This is a genomic window from Enterococcus sp. DIV1767 (assembly GCF_050542585.1).
Lineage (GTDB): Bacteria > Bacillota > Bacilli > Lactobacillales > Enterococcaceae > Enterococcus_D > Enterococcus_D innesii.
Genome location: NZ_CP172936.1, coordinates 1,365,936 through 1,382,216, shown reverse-complemented (window position 1 = coordinate 1,382,216; position 16,281 = coordinate 1,365,936). Strand labels below are relative to the sequence as shown.

General features: G+C 42.9%; 19 protein-coding genes and 1 other annotated feature. Of the genes, 7 read left to right on the top strand and 12 right to left on the bottom strand.

The window, feature by feature from the left end; translation table 11 throughout:
• Nucleotides 1-82: 82 nt before the first annotated feature.
• The 9 genes from rsmI to dnaX form a co-directional block, all read right to left on the bottom strand.
• A complete protein-coding gene (gene rsmI, locus IGI78_RS06690; protein ID WP_140965523.1) occupies nucleotides 83-943 on the bottom strand; it encodes a 16S rRNA (cytidine(1402)-2'-O)-methyltransferase in 861 nt (286 codons plus the stop codon).
• A 73-nt stretch (nucleotides 944-1,016) separates the two neighbouring features.
• A complete protein-coding gene (locus IGI78_RS06685; protein WP_077452675.1) occupies nucleotides 1,017-1,364 on the bottom strand; it encodes a DNA replication initiation control protein YabA in 348 nt (115 codons plus the stop codon).
• A 19-nt stretch (nucleotides 1,365-1,383) separates the two neighbouring features.
• Nucleotides 1,384-2,184, bottom strand: a complete 801-nt coding sequence (locus IGI78_RS06680; RefSeq protein WP_086292659.1) for a PSP1 domain-containing protein — start codon at nucleotides 2,182-2,184, stop codon at nucleotides 1,384-1,386.
• Between the two features lie 29 nt (nucleotides 2,185-2,213).
• Nucleotides 2,214-3,146 (bottom strand): DNA polymerase III subunit delta', encoded by a 933-nt coding sequence (gene holB / locus IGI78_RS06675; RefSeq protein WP_081118471.1) that lies wholly within the window; start codon nucleotides 3,144-3,146, stop codon nucleotides 2,214-2,216.
• 14 nt (nucleotides 3,147-3,160) lie between these two features.
• Nucleotides 3,161-3,490 (bottom strand): cyclic-di-AMP receptor, encoded by a 330-nt coding sequence (locus tag IGI78_RS06670; RefSeq protein WP_005229817.1) that lies wholly within the window; start codon nucleotides 3,488-3,490, stop codon nucleotides 3,161-3,163.
• A gap of 32 nt (nucleotides 3,491-3,522) precedes the next feature.
• A complete protein-coding gene (gene tmk / locus IGI78_RS06665; RefSeq protein ID WP_005229815.1) occupies nucleotides 3,523-4,170 on the bottom strand; it encodes a dTMP kinase in 648 nt (215 codons plus the stop codon).
• Between the two features lie 21 nt (nucleotides 4,171-4,191).
• Entirely contained in the window at nucleotides 4,192-4,788 is a 597-nt protein-coding gene (recR, locus tag IGI78_RS06660) for a recombination mediator RecR (protein WP_005229813.1), read from the bottom strand.
• A 14-nt stretch (nucleotides 4,789-4,802) separates the two neighbouring features.
• On the bottom strand, nucleotides 4,803-5,117 hold the full coding sequence (locus IGI78_RS06655) for a YbaB/EbfC family nucleoid-associated protein (protein WP_081118470.1): 315 nt from the start codon (nucleotides 5,115-5,117) through the stop codon (nucleotides 4,803-4,805).
• Nucleotides 5,118-5,137: 20 nt separating this feature from the next.
• Nucleotides 5,138-6,859, bottom strand: a complete 1,722-nt coding sequence (gene dnaX / locus IGI78_RS06650; RefSeq protein ID WP_140965520.1) for a DNA polymerase III subunit gamma/tau — start codon at nucleotides 6,857-6,859, stop codon at nucleotides 5,138-5,140.
• 283 nt (nucleotides 6,860-7,142) lie between these two features.
• Between dnaX and IGI78_RS06645 the strand changes: the two genes are divergently transcribed.
• The 5 genes from IGI78_RS06645 to IGI78_RS06625 all read left to right on the top strand — a co-directional run bounded on the left by IGI78_RS06645 (nucleotide 7,143) and on the right by IGI78_RS06625 (nucleotide 12,417).
• Nucleotides 7,143-8,369, top strand: coding sequence for an SPFH domain-containing protein (locus IGI78_RS06645; protein WP_430618553.1), 1,227 nt, complete (start codon nucleotides 7,143-7,145; stop codon nucleotides 8,367-8,369).
• 16 nt (nucleotides 8,370-8,385) lie between these two features.
• Complete coding sequence (locus IGI78_RS06640; protein ID WP_430618552.1) at nucleotides 8,386-9,507, top strand: TFIIB-type zinc ribbon-containing protein; 1,122 nt, start codon at nucleotides 8,386-8,388, stop codon at nucleotides 9,505-9,507.
• Nucleotides 9,504-10,322 (top strand): TPM domain-containing protein, encoded by an 819-nt coding sequence (locus IGI78_RS06635; protein WP_077452486.1) that lies wholly within the window; start codon nucleotides 9,504-9,506, stop codon nucleotides 10,320-10,322. Before IGI78_RS06640 ends, IGI78_RS06635 begins: the two co-directional genes overlap by 4 nt.
• Before the next feature lie 187 nt (nucleotides 10,323-10,509).
• On the top strand, nucleotides 10,510-11,970 hold the full coding sequence (locus IGI78_RS06630) for an ATP-binding cassette domain-containing protein (RefSeq protein WP_430618551.1): 1,461 nt from the start codon (nucleotides 10,510-10,512) through the stop codon (nucleotides 11,968-11,970).
• A 9-nt stretch (nucleotides 11,971-11,979) separates the two neighbouring features.
• A complete protein-coding gene (locus IGI78_RS06625; RefSeq protein ID WP_140965516.1) occupies nucleotides 11,980-12,417 on the top strand; it encodes a helix-turn-helix domain-containing protein in 438 nt (145 codons plus the stop codon).
• A gap of 95 nt (nucleotides 12,418-12,512) precedes the next feature.
• On the opposite strand, the gene IGI78_RS06620 is transcribed toward IGI78_RS06625, so the two are convergent.
• The gene (locus tag IGI78_RS06620) at nucleotides 12,513-13,481 is read right to left on the bottom strand and encodes a pyridoxal-phosphate dependent enzyme (protein ID WP_086292668.1); all 969 of its coding nucleotides are present in this window, start codon (nucleotides 13,479-13,481) and stop codon (nucleotides 12,513-12,515) included.
• 210 nt (nucleotides 13,482-13,691) lie between these two features.
• Here IGI78_RS06620 and IGI78_RS06615 point away from each other — a divergent pair, with 210 nt between their 5' ends.
• Nucleotides 13,692-14,711, top strand: coding sequence for a branched-chain amino acid aminotransferase (locus tag IGI78_RS06615; RefSeq protein ID WP_140965515.1), 1,020 nt, complete (start codon nucleotides 13,692-13,694; stop codon nucleotides 14,709-14,711).
• A 148-nt stretch (nucleotides 14,712-14,859) separates the two neighbouring features.
• Nucleotides 14,860-15,033, top strand: coding sequence for a hypothetical protein (locus IGI78_RS06610; RefSeq protein ID WP_005231922.1), 174 nt, complete (start codon nucleotides 14,860-14,862; stop codon nucleotides 15,031-15,033).
• 116 nt (nucleotides 15,034-15,149) lie between these two features.
• On the opposite strand, the gene rplL is transcribed toward IGI78_RS06610, so the two are convergent.
• Nucleotides 15,150-15,521 carry a 50S ribosomal protein L7/L12 gene (gene rplL / locus IGI78_RS06605; protein ID WP_003127081.1) on the bottom strand — a complete coding sequence of 124 codons (372 nt, stop codon included), beginning with the start codon at nucleotides 15,519-15,521 and terminating at the stop codon, nucleotides 15,150-15,152.
• Nucleotides 15,522-15,582: 61 nt separating this feature from the next.
• Nucleotides 15,583-16,083 (bottom strand): 50S ribosomal protein L10, encoded by a 501-nt coding sequence (gene rplJ / locus IGI78_RS06600; protein WP_016610861.1) that lies wholly within the window; start codon nucleotides 16,081-16,083, stop codon nucleotides 15,583-15,585.
• A gap of 65 nt (nucleotides 16,084-16,148) precedes the next feature.
• Nucleotides 16,149-16,275: a sequence feature (ribosomal protein L10 leader region), on the bottom strand.
• Between the last annotated feature and the right edge of the window lie 6 nt (nucleotides 16,276-16,281).

Here is a 16,281-nt window from a genome sequence, read left to right as displayed (position 1 = left end):
AAATAGCTGACTTTATATGTTAGATAATATCACATAAGTAGGCGTTTGATACAAAAAAATACCGAGAGAAGTCTCGGTATGATTACTCTTCTATTTGGTGATAGGCTTGATAGACAAGCTGTTTCTTTACTTGATTACGCTTAGCCACTTCTTTGATCGCTTCTTTTGAGGACAATTCGGTCTCTTGCATCAAGGCAGCCACTTGTTCTGCGTAACTTCCTTCATAAACAATTTCTTGTATTTCAGAAGACCCTTCCACCAACAGACAGCATTCTCCTTTGATTGACTGCTGTTCTAGATAGTCAGTCAGTTCTGAAAAAGTTCCGCGCAAGTATTCTTCGTGGATTTTCGTCAATTCACGGCAGATGACTGCCTGCCGTTCACCAAATACCTCTTGCATCGTTTCAATCGTCGCAGCGATTCGATAGGGTGATTCATAGAAAATCATCGTTGCTTTCTGGGTCGCTAATTCACTCAAGGCTTGTTTTTGTTCTTTTTTCTTACGAGGTAAAAAGCCATAAAAGAGGTTTGGTTGCGGTGATAAGCCAGAAGCAATCAGAGCGGTCAAACCAGCCGTAGGTCCTGGAAGCGCAATCACCGCAATTCCTTCGACCAAGCACGCCTTGACTAATTCATGCCCCGGATCACTGATGGAGGGCATACCAGCATCGCTGCATTGGGCAATGGTCTTGCCCATCTGCAGCTGTTCTACCAACTGCGGAACTCGCTCTTTATAATTGTGTTCATGTAAGCTTTTTTGCGGTGTCGTGATCTCAAAATGATTCAACAATTTCTGAGTATTACGAGTATCTTCACTTGCGATCAGGTCCGCTTCTTTTAAAATTTTGACACACCGGACCGTCATATCTTCCAAGTTCCCGATCGGTGTCGGAACAAGATACAGTTTTCCAGTATCTTGTTTATAACTTTGTTGCTTTTGCATGTACTGCTCCTTTCGAAAAAAAGACCAGTGGAAACTGATCTTTTTCTAACGAACCTATTAGACTGTCAGTCAGTTATTTGCCGCTTTCACGATAGATCACTTCTAGACAAAATGCACAAGGTTCGTCATGTTCTCTGCGAGAACCGTATAAGTCATAACAAACATGAAATCCTTCTTCGTAAATCTTTTCTAAATTCATCCGTGATTTAGAAAGTTCCTGCTTGACCGATTCAGCAGGTGCATCTGCCACTTGGTTCAACTCACGAATGTGTTCACGTAAGCGTTGATTTTCCAATTCTAATGTCGTATTTTTTTCGACGATTTCTTGCAAAGACTGCTTCATTTCTGCTAGATTATTTAAGGAATTTTGCAACTCCGATTCTAACTGATTCAATCCGTCATATATTGATCGTTTGTCCATGCTCATTATGGTCACCTACTTATTTTGTCACTAGCTCTTCATAATCATATTCGATTGGTGTTTGCCGATCATGCAAACGAACTTTGATCACCCGGCTTAACAGATCCAGCCCAACGACACGTCCTTTGCCATCTGGCGTTTCAACTTCCTTGCCGCGATCCGGCAATTCTTTTTTTGCCCGCTCATACTCTTCACTCTCGTACTTAAGACAACACATCAAGCGACCGCATAATCCTGAGATTTTCGTAGGATTCAAAGAAAGTCCTTGATCTTTAGCCATCTTAATGGATACGGGAATAAAATCTCCTAGAAACGTCGCACAGCACAGTTTTCGCCCGCAAGGACCCACTCCCCCTAGTGCTTTGGCTTCATCTCTGACGCCGATTTGGCGCAGTTCGATCCGAGTATGAAATTCACTTGCCAAGTCTTTGACTAATTCACGAAAATCAACACGGCTTTCTGCGGTAAACGAGAAAATCAGCTTTGTTCGCTCGAAGGTATAAGCTACTCGAATCAGTTTCATCGGCAGCTGGTGCGCCCGGATTTTTTCTTTTCCGATTTTTAAGGCTTCATCTGCCGCTTGTTGATTGGCTGCCGCTTGTTCCAAATCTTTCTTCGTCGCCCGACGTAGAATCGGTTTGACTATCTGAGGCAGATCGCTTTCGTCCATTTTTCTGCTTTTGGTAACCACCGTAGCAAGACATTTGGCATCTTGTGATTCCACGATAACTTGGTCATTTATGGTATAGGTCTGTTTTTTCGGTGCGTAAAAATAAATCTGGCCTACGTCATGGTAACGCACTCCGACAACTTCGATCATCTCTGGTCTCCTTTTCCGGCTGCTGCATATTATCCATAGATGATTTTCACGGAAAATTGTTCTGCCACACCTTGAAAAGACACATTGGCTTGCAGCTTTTTTTGTGCTTGCAATGCGGCTTCAATGGCACGATTGATCTCTTTTCCCCATAAACCTTGCGCCAACAATCGATCCCGCTCCTCTTGAAAGTAAAATAACAAGAGCAAAAAGATTTCTGATTGCTGATTTTTTTCTTTTGCTAGACCCAATAATTTTTTCTGAACAAAAATAAATGCTTGCGGATCTTTCTTCAAAAGGTAATTCACCCAACGCTTAACAGCATCCTTAGTTTCATTAAACCATTCATCTTGCGAGATTTCAACTGCTTTATGATAACTATTGGTCAAGTGGCTTAGAAGTCGGCTTGTCTCTTTAGAAAGTCCCTCTTCTTGTAACTTTTCTTGCAGTTTTTCTTTTGACAAAGGAGAGAAATGAATGATCTGACAGCGAGACTGGATGGTTGGCAAAATACGACCAAGGCTCTCCGTTTCTAAGATTGCCAAAAAGTTTCCCACCGGTTCTTCCAAAAACTTTAATAAACTGTTGGCAGCGCTGTTGTTCATTTTATCTGCTTGAGACAAAATAAAAATCTTTAAACGGCTCTCAAAACCGCTTTTTGAGAATTCTTCTTGTAGTTGCCGAATCTGATCAACTTTGATCATCTGTCCATCTGGTTCTATTTGGATAACGTCCGGATGCTCTCCTTGAGCAATCCGCACACAGTTACTGCATTTCCCGCAAGGTGCTTCTTCTTGCACGTCGGTACAAAAAAGGCGTTTTGCGAGCCATAGACTTAACTCATGCTTGCCAGTCCCCTTGTCCCCTTCAAAAAGATAAGCATGAGCAATGCGCCCATGCTTGATACTTTTTTTTAGTTGGGCAAAAACAAGAGGCTGATATTCTTGTAGAAATAACTCCTCCATGAAATGCTCCTTTTTTAATATTGATGGAATCCGTCAACTGGCAGTACGAATACGGTGGCGCCACCAACTTCGACTTCGACTGGATAAGGAACTTGACCATCTAAGGATATATCTAGAGACATCGGTGTCGAGACATACTGCTTTCTTGATTGACAGGTTTTTTTGATCAATTCTAACGCATCTTGCACACGATCATCTTCAATACCAATGATAAAGGTACTATTACCAGCCTTTAAAAACCCACCTGTTGATGACAATTTTGTTGCACGGATATTGGCATCAATAAACTCATTTGCCAAACGATTACTGTCTTTGTCTTGTACGATTGCCATAATTAATTTCATGGGACCATCTCCTTTGTGTTATCCAGCCTACCTTAGATTGATTTGAAGTAAGCAGGATACGATTCAACGATTGCTGAATAGCTGGATTCAACAACTTCTTGTAACCCCATTCTAGCATCAATCTTATGAATGCGTACAGGATTTTCTTCCGCCAGCTTTAGATACGCATGACGGACGCGTTGATGAAACTCCAATCCTTCCGAATCAAGACGGTCATATTGATGGGCACGGTTTTCCTGAATGCGTCGCAAACCAGTATCTGAGTCGACATCTAGGTACAACGTAAAATCAGGGGTCGTTCCCTCCGTCGCAAACTCGTTGATCCGGGCGATTTCAGGAATCCCGATCCGCCGGCCAGCTCCTTGATAAGCCAACGAACTGTCGACAAAACGGTCACAGATCACGATGTGCCCGGCATTCAATGCCGGCAGGACAACCTCAATCAAGTGTTGTCGACGAGCTGCTGCGTAAAGCAAGGCTTCTGTCCGCTCATCCATTTCCTCATTTCGAGGATCTAATATAATTTTACGTATCTTTTCAGCAATCTTGACTCCGCCAGGTTCTCTTGTCTTGACGATTTTTCTTGTTGCTTCGAGCTGTAATCGAGGATACAACTCTTCGATCACACTGGTCTTACCAGCGCCATCAGGTCCTTCGATGGTTATAAATAATCCATTCACCCTAATTGCCTCCAATATCTATTATAATTCTCGGCGACCTTCTACTGCTTTAAGCAAGGTCACTTCATCCGCGTACTCAATATCGCTGCCCACAGATAACCCATGAGCCAAACGCGTGACTTTAATACCAGCAGGCTTAATCAAACGCGACATATACATCGCCGTTGCTTCACCTTCCGTGGTCGCATTGGTCGCAATTATCACTTCTTTGACCTGATCATCGTGCAGCCGCTGTATTAGCGATGCAATGTTGATATCTTCTGGTCCGGTTCCCTCCATTGGGGATAGCACACCGTGAAGCACATGATAAAGTCCATGATACTCGCGGACTTTTTCTAACGCCATCACATCTTTAGGCTCTTCCACCACTAAAATCGTTTCTTTGTCTCTTGTGGGATCACTGCAGATCTCACAAGGATCTTCTTCCGTTATATTTCCACAGATACTACAAAAGTGCAAATCTCGTTTGACACTAAGCAGTGATTTGGCAAACTCATTCACGACTTCTTCTTTCATATCAATCGTATAAAACGCCAAACGTGTTGCGGTTTTTTGGCCGATTCCCGGCAGTTTCATGTAACTGTCGATCAATCGGGCGATCGGTTCAGGATATTGCACCGTCATTTCTCCTTTTATAGACCCGGAATGTTTCGTGTATATTTGCCCATTGTTTGTTCCGATTCTTTTTCAATTTTCTTTAAACCATCGTTTACTGCTAGGATGATCATATCTTGCAGCATTTCCACGTCGTCTGCATCAACGATCGCTTCATTGATAGCAATGTCTTGTAACGTCTTATCGCCAGTAAAGGTCGCTTTGACATAGCCATTTGTCGATTCGCCGATAAATTGTTTGCTGTTCAGCGCTTCTTGTTCTTTCATCATTTCTTTTTGCATTTTTTGCATTTGTTTCATCATGCCTTGCATATTTCCCATGCCTCGCATCATTATCCATCACTCCATTTTCATTAATTTTCTTCAATGCTGGTTAATTCACCAAATAACTCTTGCGCTTTGGTTACTAAGTCATCATTTTCAGGTTCGACAGAGACCACTTCGGTATCCTCTTGTTCTACTTCAATTTCCGACTCTTCCGTTGCTTGACCGCCAGCCAAAAACTCTTGTCTTAGCGCCGGCCAACTTTCTTTTGTAATAAAGACAGCCTGCGGCGCGTAGTCTTTGATCATACGGGACAATTGATTATGGATCATCAATTGAAACTCTTGGTCGTTACTTGCTCGTTGGCATAAGATCTCATAGTCAAAAGCGATCACGACGCCCGATTCGCTGGCAGCTTTTGCTTCACTGGAGTGGAGCATCGCTCTTTGCGTCACGGAAAGAGACATCAAAAGATCGTCCCAGACATTACGAACATTTGCCAAGTCTTTCTTCGTGGCACTTTTCAGTACTTGGAACACGCGTTCCTTTGGTAAACGGAACGTAGTGGTCGCCTTGGTTTTCTTCACTGGCGCGTTGGTCTCAGCAACAACACCCGCTGGTCGATTCTCTTGCAGTCGTTGTACCTCTGCTTGAAGCTTTTGCAGTGCTTGCCGCAACTGCGCCACTTCTTGACTATTGTCAGCTGAATTGCTAGCAACAGCAGCACTTTCTGGATCATTGGCTAATTTGACCACAGCCACTTCCAAATAAATCGTAGAATTGTTGGTAAATCGTACTTCATTTTGCGTATCGTTTAAGACCGTGATCCAGTGATAGATCTTTGCTGGCGGGGTATTTTTTGCCAGTGTTTGAAACGCTTCCGTCAACTGCAGCGACTTTTCAGATAGCAGCTGCGGCGCTTGTTGATACATCAGCAAGTCTCGACAATAAACCAACAAGTTTTCCAATAAGCGGCGGGCTTCTTTACCAGAGGCTAATAACTCCCGCAAGGTCGCTAACGCATCGGCAACTTCTTTTTCCCCACAAGCCTGCATCAGACGGTCCATCATTTCATAGGACAAGCTGCCCGTCACTTCTAGAGCATCTTGGGTCGTTAAGGTTCCATCACTAAAAGCGATCGCCTGGTCGGTAATACTCAAGGCATCCCGCATCCCGCCTTCTGCGGCTCGCGCAATGATCTGTAAAGCTTCTGCTTCGTAATTGATCTCACTAGTAGTAAGGACCGTTTCCAAATGACCCACGATGTCTTGCGTATTGATCCGTTTGAAATCAAAGCGTTGGGTACGAGAAATGATCGTTGCTGGAATCTTATGGGGCTCTGTTGTTGCCAAAATAAAGACAACATTTTTCCTTGGTTCTTCCAATGTTTTTAGTAACGCGTTGAAGGCCCCTGTCGACAACATGTGCACTTCATCGATGATATAAACTTTGTATTCAGCTTGGGTCGGTGCATAGTTCGCACGATCACGAATAAAGCGAATTTCTTCTACACCGTTGTTGCTTGCCGCATCGATTTCGATCACGTCTTCTTGCGTCCCTGCTGTGATTGAGCGACACATGTCGCACTCATTGCAAGGCTCACCGTTGACCCGGTTTGGACAATTGATGGCTTTGGCAAAAATTTTCGCTGCACTTGTTTTCCCGGTTCCTCGAGGACCCGTAAACAAATAGGCATGCGAGATCTGGTTTTGATCGATTGCATTTTTTAAGGTTTGGGTAATTGCTTTTTGTCCGACAACATCATCAAAACGCTGAGAACGCCAAACACGATATAATGCTTGATAGGCCATAGTTTTCCACACTCATTTCAAAATTCGCTACCTTCTATTATACGTAATATCAGCTAAAAAAACCACCGTTTGCGTGGTGGAATCTCAAAAGAAATGGAAATTTAATTCGAAGAGCCATTCCGCGCGCTTTCACTCACTATATCCTTTTGTTCCTCCCTATTTTCAAGAAAAAAGACCATTCCTCTTCTCCAACTTTAGACTGATAACGTATATCTCTCCTCCTATGGTATAATGAATCTATGTTCATCTATTGTGATGAAAACAATTTAAAGGAGGACTGAAAATGGGTATTATCAAAGCGGCAACAAGCACAATTGGCGGCGGATTAGCAGATCAATGGCTAGAGGTGATCGAGCCTGACAATATGAGTGATTCGACAGTAATGACAAAAGGTGTCAAAGTGCGGCGTAATGACAAACGCGGTGCCAACAGAAAAGGCACGGAAGATGTCATCACTGATGGCTCAGTGATCCATGTCTATCCGAATATGATGATGTTATTGGTTGATGGCGGGCGAATCATCGATTATACCGCCGAAGAAGGCTACTATACAGTGAAAAACGAATTAGCGCCTTCGATGTTGAATGGTTCATTGAAAGATGCGATTTCTGAAACCTTCGACCGCTTTAAGTTTGGTGGCGTTACACCGCAAAAACAACAAGTTTTTTATATCAATCTACAAGAAATCAAAGGAATTCGCTTCGGTACTTCATCGCCTTTGAATTATTTTGACAACTTTTATAACGCAGAACTTTTCTTGCGGGCGCACGGAAACTACTCCTTACGAATTACCGATCCAATTTTGTTCTATACGAATGCGATCCCCAAAAACAAAAGTCAAGTCGATATTAACGACATCAATGAGCAGTACTTAGCTGAATTCTTGACCGCCCTACAAACAGCGATCAACAAAATGTCAGCAGATGGCGAACGAATTTCTTACGTTCCATCTAAGAGTATGGAATTAAGCAAATATATGGGAACGGTTCTTGATGACAGCTGGCGAGAACTCCGAGGAATGGAAATCGTTTCGGTTGCTGTCGCAAGCATCTCTTATACGGATGATTCCGTAAAACTGATCAACATGCGGAACCAAGGGGCAATGTTAGGCGACCCTTCGATTCGTGAAGGCTATGTTCAAGGTTCGGTTGCTCGTGGTATGGAATCTGCCGGTAGCAATGCCGCTGGGGCTACGACTGGGTTTGTTGGCATGGGCATGGGGATGAACGCTGGTGGCGGTTATTTGAACCAAGTGTCACAAAACAACCAACAGCAAATGCAGCAACAGGCTTCCGCACAAACCAACGCAGATCATTGGGACTGTCCACAATGCGGCACCTCTAATACTGGTAAATTCTGCAGCAATTGCGGGACGCCAAAACCAACGAGCGATGGACCAAGCCTAAAAATGAAATGCAGCGATTGTGGTGAAGTGATCGATTTAGCCAACGGTATTCCAAAATTCTGTCCGAATTGCGGCAAACCTTTCAAAGGTGTCCCAGTAGACTAATTGAGGAGGATTGCTGATGGATGTTATCACACATAAGTGCCCCAATTGTGGGGGCGCTTTAACCTTTGATCCTGGCGATCAAAAATTTCATTGTCCATTTTGTCTGAGTATTTTTACTGAAGACGAAGTCACTGCCTTTGAAGAAAAGCAAAAAGAAGCGCAGATGGCCGATACTCCTGTCTCAGATCCTTCTGCAGCGACCGAGACCGAACCGTCCCTTCAAGAAGAAGTTAGAGAGCAAGCCGATGCACAAGCAGGACAGATGGACCTTTTCATCTGCCCCAGCTGCGGTGCTGAAATCGTGACGGATGCGACTACAGCTGCAACCTATTGCTACTTTTGCCATAATCCGGTCGTTTTGTCTGGTCGGCTTTCGGGAGAATTTTTGCCAAACAAAGTCCTTCCCTTTGCGATCGAAAAAGAAGAAGCAACGAAAAAGTTTTTAGAATGGGCGCAAAAGAAAAAATTCGTCCCACGGGATTTCTTCGACCAAGCACAAGTAGAGAAATTGACTGGCGTATACTTCCCTTATTGGGTCGTCGATGCCGAGATGAATGGTTCGCTTTCAGGAATGGGTACCTCCTTGCGTATTTGGCGGGTTGGTGACATTGAATATACTGAGCATAAACAATACGACGTCTTGCGGCGAGGCAAAATCAAGGTGAACGAATTACTCAAGCATGCACTGTCAAAAAACGTCCAACAAAAAATGGTAACTGGCGTTCAACCGTTCCCCCTTGAAAAAGCCGTTGCGTTTCGCAGTCAGTATTTAGCCGGCTTCCAAGCAGAAAAAAGAGACATTGAGTACATCGATCTTTCCGACGAAGTCAAAAACGAATTATCGGGTTATGCTGAAAACCTGCTAGCAGGCACCGTCAATGGCTATACTAGTTTTAAACGCAACAATCGATCCATCAATCTAACAAAAGAAGAAAACAACTACGTTTTGCTTCCTGTATGGCTAGTGACCTATCGAGCCGATGATGAAAACAAGAGTGCCTTTTATTATGCGATGAATGGGCAAACAGGAAAAGTCAGCGGTGTTTTACCGATCAGTTACAAACGCTTGGGAATCGTCAGTGGCGCCATTTTCGCGGCAACGACCATCCTCGCATTGATTGGAGCGTATTTCTTATGAAAAAACTATCTTATTTGTTGCTTCTACTGGTTGGCTTTTTCTTAACCACCCTGCCCGCCTTCGCAGCCGAAGAGACAGTCGCAGACCACGCTGGACTCTTTACCGAACAAGAGATCCAGAAGTTGAACGAGGAAGCAGAAGCGCTGAATGCGAAGATCAAAGGCGAAGTTTTTATTCAAACAACGAACAGCAATACGGGAGATATCGAGTTGTACACTGATCGATATCTTTCAAGACGGATCGGCAATGACAACAACGGTTCGGCATTGGTGATCGATATGGCGCAACGGGAATTTCACGTTTCTACTTCCGGAAATATGATCGATTATCTTACCGATTCACGTCTAGATAAGCTACTTGATGCGGTATTTGACCAGATGGCAGAGGGAAATTATTATCAAGCGGCATTGGTCTATCTGCAAAAAGCAGAAAGTTTTGTGGAAGCGGGTGTTCCTGCCGATCACTATCGTATCGATCGTGATACCGGAAAAATTACTTATTACAAAGTGATAACGCCACTAGAAATTGCTATTTGCTTAGCGATCGCGGCAGTGATCAGTATCGCCTTTTTCATCATTGTTAAATCCCGTTATCAATTAAAAATGGGCGGCTACAAATTTAACTATCTAGAAAAATCAAGTATTGATCTAACCCAAAAAGAAGATCGCTTAGTCAATTCCTTTGTCACAACCAGACGCATCCCCCGTCCTTCGAATAATGGTGGAGGCGGCGGTGGTTTTTCTGGCGGCGGTGGCGGCAGTACGACCCACTCTTCCGGTGGCGGTACATTCGGTGGCGGCGGACGCAGCTTTTGATTTTTCAAGAGTTCCTTTAATCAGGAACTCTTTTTTTGTTGACATTTTTCATAAAAACATCTACCATTTAGGAAAATATAGGAAATGAGTTGATTTTATGTTTGAAATTATTAGAAACAATAAACTTTTTATCAGTTTGAGTAGTTTGCTAGTTTTTTTGACTGTCCTGACAAACCTCGCTTTCCCTTTGCTTCTACAAGAAGATCACGCACTGCGCTTTGATCATCTCGTCGGCTTATTAGCGTTCATATTAAGCATTACTTATTGCGCGCAATTCTTATTGATTGTGATGAAAGAGCGCTATGCAGCTTCGATGAATGTGCGCCATCTCTTAGAATTGTTAAAAAAAATGAAAAGGAAGAGTTATGTTGAGCTCTCTGAAAAGGAGCCCACTTATCTATTAAACCGCATCTTTGGCGTTGTTGATTCCTTATACTTGTTTATTTGCGGTAGTTTTAGCGAAGCTATTCGCTGCTTTTTCTTATTGCTGATCCCACTTTTTTTGTGTTTCCAATTGTATTATTTACTGGGTTTCATTTTACTATTGCTATTTCCCATCAATGTTTTTGGGTTTCGATGGATCAATCAACAGTTGAGTATTAAGATGAAAAATATGCAAGAAGCATTTGCTCTCAGCAATAAGGAAATGTTAACAACATTGTCCCATATTGATACAATGAAGCAATGGAGTGACGCTGTTCTTGAGCAGCTGTTTTCCTCTCAATTGTCATCGATGTATCAAACATTAGCAAACACCAATACATTTGCCCAAACGACTAGTTTAGTCCTTAATGCGATCAATCAGATCGCCCAGATCGGCATCTATTTGTTTATGATTCAAGGAATATTACAAGATGAACTGCCAACCTCTGCGTTGATTTTGATTGGCGTACTATTACCCATTTACTTTTCTGCGTTAAGTGGTTTAACGAAAATCAATCTTGATACCGCTACTCTGAGGACCAATCAACGTTTTGTTAACGAAGAATTGGCTGCTCCCGATGACTGCTGGAACCAAACGAGTGAAGCTACTCTGAGTCTTACTTTCGACCACCCTGTCGTATCAATTGGCAACCACAGCTTTTCCTTTCTCATTGAAGAAACCTTGAAGCCTGGTGAACATATTTACTTGGCTGGCGCTTCAGGAAAAGGAAAATCAACGTTTTTAAAGGCAATTGCTGGCCTTTATCCATCAGAAGGAATTTCGCTTTCAACGAAGAGTACACGCATCAAGCCAAGAAACCCTGAAACAGATAAAACCATCTACCTTGCTCAAGACCCTACGATTCTCTCTCGGACAATTGAAGAAAATCTTGTATGGGGAAGAAAAATGACGGAAGAAGAAAAAACAATTATCGAAACCTCTGGTATTTTAGCGCCTATTTTTCAACAGCGCTCATGGACTAGCAGGCTTACGGAAAATGGTGCCGACTTGTCTGGAGGAGAAAAGCAAAGAATCGCTCTAGCTCGCATCTTATTAAGTGATGCCGAAATCATTCTTTTAGACGAAGCTACCAGCAGCCTTGATGATGAAGCTGCCGAAAAGATTATGAAGTGTTTAAAAAAACATGCAGAAAAACGCATTATCATCTATACTAGTCATAAGAAAGAGGAGCAACGCTTTTGTGATCGTACAATCGCTTTGTAGGAGGAACCGATGAAAGATTATTATACCGTTGAAGAAGTCGCTGAAAAACTGGGCGTAACGACTCGAACCATACGAAATTATCAAAAGACCAACCAACTTATAGGGACAAAAATTGGCGGGCAGTGGCGCTTTTCTTACAAAGATGTGGCTTCGTTGATGGGCGAACCATTTGAAGATCCCCTGCTTTCTTTTGCTTCAATACGTTCAGAAAAACAGATACCCGAAAGCTTACTTGCCATTGATTTCTTTATTGAATCAGAGGAATTGCTACAACAGCAAAAAAAAATCGTTATTGATGAATTCAATGCACTTTACTCAGGGGAAAGTCGGCGTTTTTACTTTGAAAAAATCAACCCAACGATGGCACGATTTACATTGGTCGGACCCTTGAAATATGTAACAACCTTTGGACAGTGGATCGAAGCAATCCTTTCTCCCCCAAAGTAATCATCTGAGCACCTGCTTTGAATTTAAAAGAAGAGACCCAATTAGGAGAATGTCTAATCAGGTCTCTTCTTTCTTTTTTGGAAGGCTTGTTGCACTCAGATGATTTCCTTAAACACAGAGAAATCAATATTTCCGCCGGAGACCAATGCCACAGTTTTCTTTCCTCGAAGCAAATGATCGATCTGTCCACTTAAAATCGCCGCCGTACTTAATGCACCGGCACCTTCTGCAATGACTTTTTCCTTCAAAGCCAAGTAATGGATCGCTTGTTCGATGTCGGATTCTTCAACTAAGACTGTTTCATCGATACGGGTCTTTAAAACATCATAGGTCAGCTCCCCTGCCAAAGCGACATCACAGCCGTCGGCGATCGTTCGGCTACGGCGATTGGCTACTAGCTTTTGCTGCCAAAGTGAGGCGATCATGCCATAAACGCCATAGGATTGAACGCCGATGATCTTGACTTCTGGACGAAGTTCTTTTAAGGCTAAAGCGATCCCAGCGATCAACCCACCACCGCCGATGGGAATAATGACATTATCAACATCCGGAAGATCCTCCAACAGTTCGATTGCAATCGTTCCTTGCCCCTCCATTACTGCACGATCATCAAAAGGAGAGACAAATACTTCGCCACTGTCTTTCATGGCCTCTAGTGTCAGTTGTTTGGTTTCATCAAACGTCTCTCCTGCTAAAACGACTTGTGCGCCATAGCTTCTTGTCGCCTCTATTTTTGTTTTGGCAGCCGTCAATGGCATAAAGATTCGGACATTGATCCCCAGTAACGATCCGGCGAGGGCAACACCTTGTGCATGATTTCCTGCAGAACAGGCAATGACACCGCGAAGTTTTTCTGCATCAGTCAATGAAGCGAGTTTGTTATACGCCCCACGCGCTTTAAAGGAGCCGGTGCGCTGTAGATTTTCTAATTTCAAAAATATCGTGCCCTCTTTTTCTTTACCTAAAATATTACTTGGTGCAAGTGGTGTATGGATCATGATTGGTTTCAATCGTCGATACGCAGCAGCGATCCCTAGACTGTCCGTCAACACTTCCTCAATCACAAACGTTCCCCCTTTTTTGTTTTTTTATACTCTCATTGAAGCACAGAACTTGTAGAAAAACAATCTGGGGAACTCGTACAAGCAAAGATCACTTCCCCTTTCTTTACAAGTCAATGTCACCAAATATTCTTACAGAAGAATTTTCAGAAAATAATGACATTTCTTTTCTGAAGTGCTATACTTAGAAAAATTAAAAAAGGGTGTGAACGAATGACAATCGATTGGTCAAATTTAGGGTTTTCTTATATCAAAACGCCATGGCGTTTTTTGGCAACATGGAAAGACGGTTCTTGGAATGAAGGCGAACTTACCGAGGATAATTATCTGCATATCCACGAGGGATCAACCGCTCTTCATTATGGACAGCAATGTTTTGAAGGACTAAAAGCCTACCGAAGAAAAGATGGCGGCATCAATTTGTTCCGTCCAGACGAAAATAGCAAACGGATGAACCGCAGTGCCTATCGTCTGCGCATGCCAGAGGTTCCTGAGGACTTCTTCTTAGATGCGGTAAAACAAGTAGTGAAAGCAAATCAGGAATATGTTCCGCCTTATGGCAGCGGCGCCACCTTGTATATTCGTCCGCTATTGATTGGCGTCGGAGAAAACATCGGTGTTAGTCCAGCACCAGAGTACATTTTTACGGTTTTTTGTATGCCTGTCGGTCCTTACTTTAAGGGCGGATTGACACCGACGAATTTCATTGTTTCTGATTATGATCGCGCGGCACCAAATGGTACTGGTGCAGCCAAAGTTGGCGGAAATTATGCGGCGAGTTTATTGCCTGGATACGAAGCCCATCAACGGAAATTTTCCGACTGCATCTATCTTGATCCAGAAACACATACCAAAATCGAAGAAGTCGGTTCTGCCAACTTTTTCGGGATCACGGCTGACAATGAATTTGTGACACCAAAATCTCCTTCTATTTTGCCAAGTATCACAAAATATTCATTGCTGCATCTAGCGCAACATTCATTAGGATTGACCCCGGTTGAAGGTGATGTTTATCTCAATGAGCTGGATCGTTTTGTCGAAGCGGGTGCCTGCGGAACAGCTGCTGTTATTTCTCCGATTGGCGGGATCCAAAACGGTGAGGATTTCCATGTGTTCTATAGCGAAACAGAAGTTGGTCCACAAACCAAAGCATTGTATGACCAATTGACCGGCATTCAATTCGGAGACATTGCCGCACCAACTGGTTGGATCTTTGACGTCCCATTGGGTTAAGCGAACCGTGTATATCCTCTTCAGCTGAACGATCCGTTGTGATCGTTCGGTTTTTCTCTTTCTATCGATCAATTTATCATCACTGCATTAGAATTGATTGCCACAACTCTTTTGACTTGTTACAATCATAGCAAAGGGAGGCGTAATGATGGGCAAACGACTCGGCTATTCTTTGCTAGCAACAGCATTGTATTTGGTGGTTTCCAATATCGGTAATCTCGTTTTTGGTATCAACCGCAGTTTTAGCTGGACCACAACATTGTGGGAAGCATTTTTCTTTTTTATTTTTGTGTTCTTATTCCAACAATTTAGAAAAAAATAAGCAGTGATCCTCGCTAGTAAGAAACGGGGATCGCTGCTTATTCCTTTTGCAGGGATTTCATTTATTAAAAAAAGCGCCAAACCCCTTCATACGAAAGGATTTGACACTAAGAAAAATTATTTAACTGTTACTGAAGCGCCAACTTCTTCTAAAGCTGCTTTCAATGCTTCAGCTTCGTCTTTAGAGATGCCTTCTTTAACTGCTGAAGGAGCTCCGTCAACGACTGCTTTCGCTTCTTTCAAGCCTAAGCCAGTTGCTTCACGAACTGCTTTGATAACTTTAACTTTTTGATCGCCAGCTGCAGTCAATTCTACAGTGAATTCAGTTTGTTCTTCAGCAGCACCAGCATCGCCAGCTCCACCAGCTACAGCTACAGGAGCTGCAGCAGATACGCCAAATTCTTCTTCGATAGCTTTAATTAAATCGTTTAATTCTAAGATTGTCGCGCCTTTTAGCTCTTCGACAATGTTTTCAATGTTCAATGCCATTTTGTTTTCCTCCATTTAAGTAAGTAGTTTAGTTTTTTAATACTGAAAAATCATGCGGCAATTATGCTGCATCTTCTTCTTTTTCTGCCACTGCTTTGACAGCGTAAGCCACGTTGCGGATAGGTGCTTGTAGCACAGATAGCAACATAGAAAGAAGTCCTTCGCGGTTTGGCAATTTCGCCAATGCAGTAATTTCTTCCAATGAAGAAACTTTGCCTTCGATGATACCGCCTTTGATTTCTAAAGCTTTTGCGTCTTTTGCGAAATCGTTAATGATTTTTGCAGGTGCAACAACGTCTTCGTTACTGAATGCTACGGCAGTAGGACCAGTGAATACTTCACCTAAACCTTCTAGACCAGCTTTTTCAGCAGCACGAGAAAGAATTGAGTTTTTGATAACTTTCATCTCAACGTTTGCATCACGCAATTGTTTACGTAAGCGAGTTACTTCATCAACAGTTAGTCCACGGTAGTCAACAACGACTACAGATGCGGCTGCAGAGAATTTTTCACTCACTTCATCAACGATCGCGGATTTTTTAGCGATAGCTGCTTCACTCATTTATATTTCACCTCCTGATTTTGATGGAAGAGTTTCTTCGAAACGAACGGTTCCTTTGTCTTAAAAAAAGACAATAAAAAACTCTATGCCACCGTAGACATAGAGGGACTATTGAAGGTTCTCAATAAACGTCCTCGGTAGGAAATTAAGGCAAATGCCACCTACTGTCTTCGGTACAGTTAAACTTTTAACCTTGAC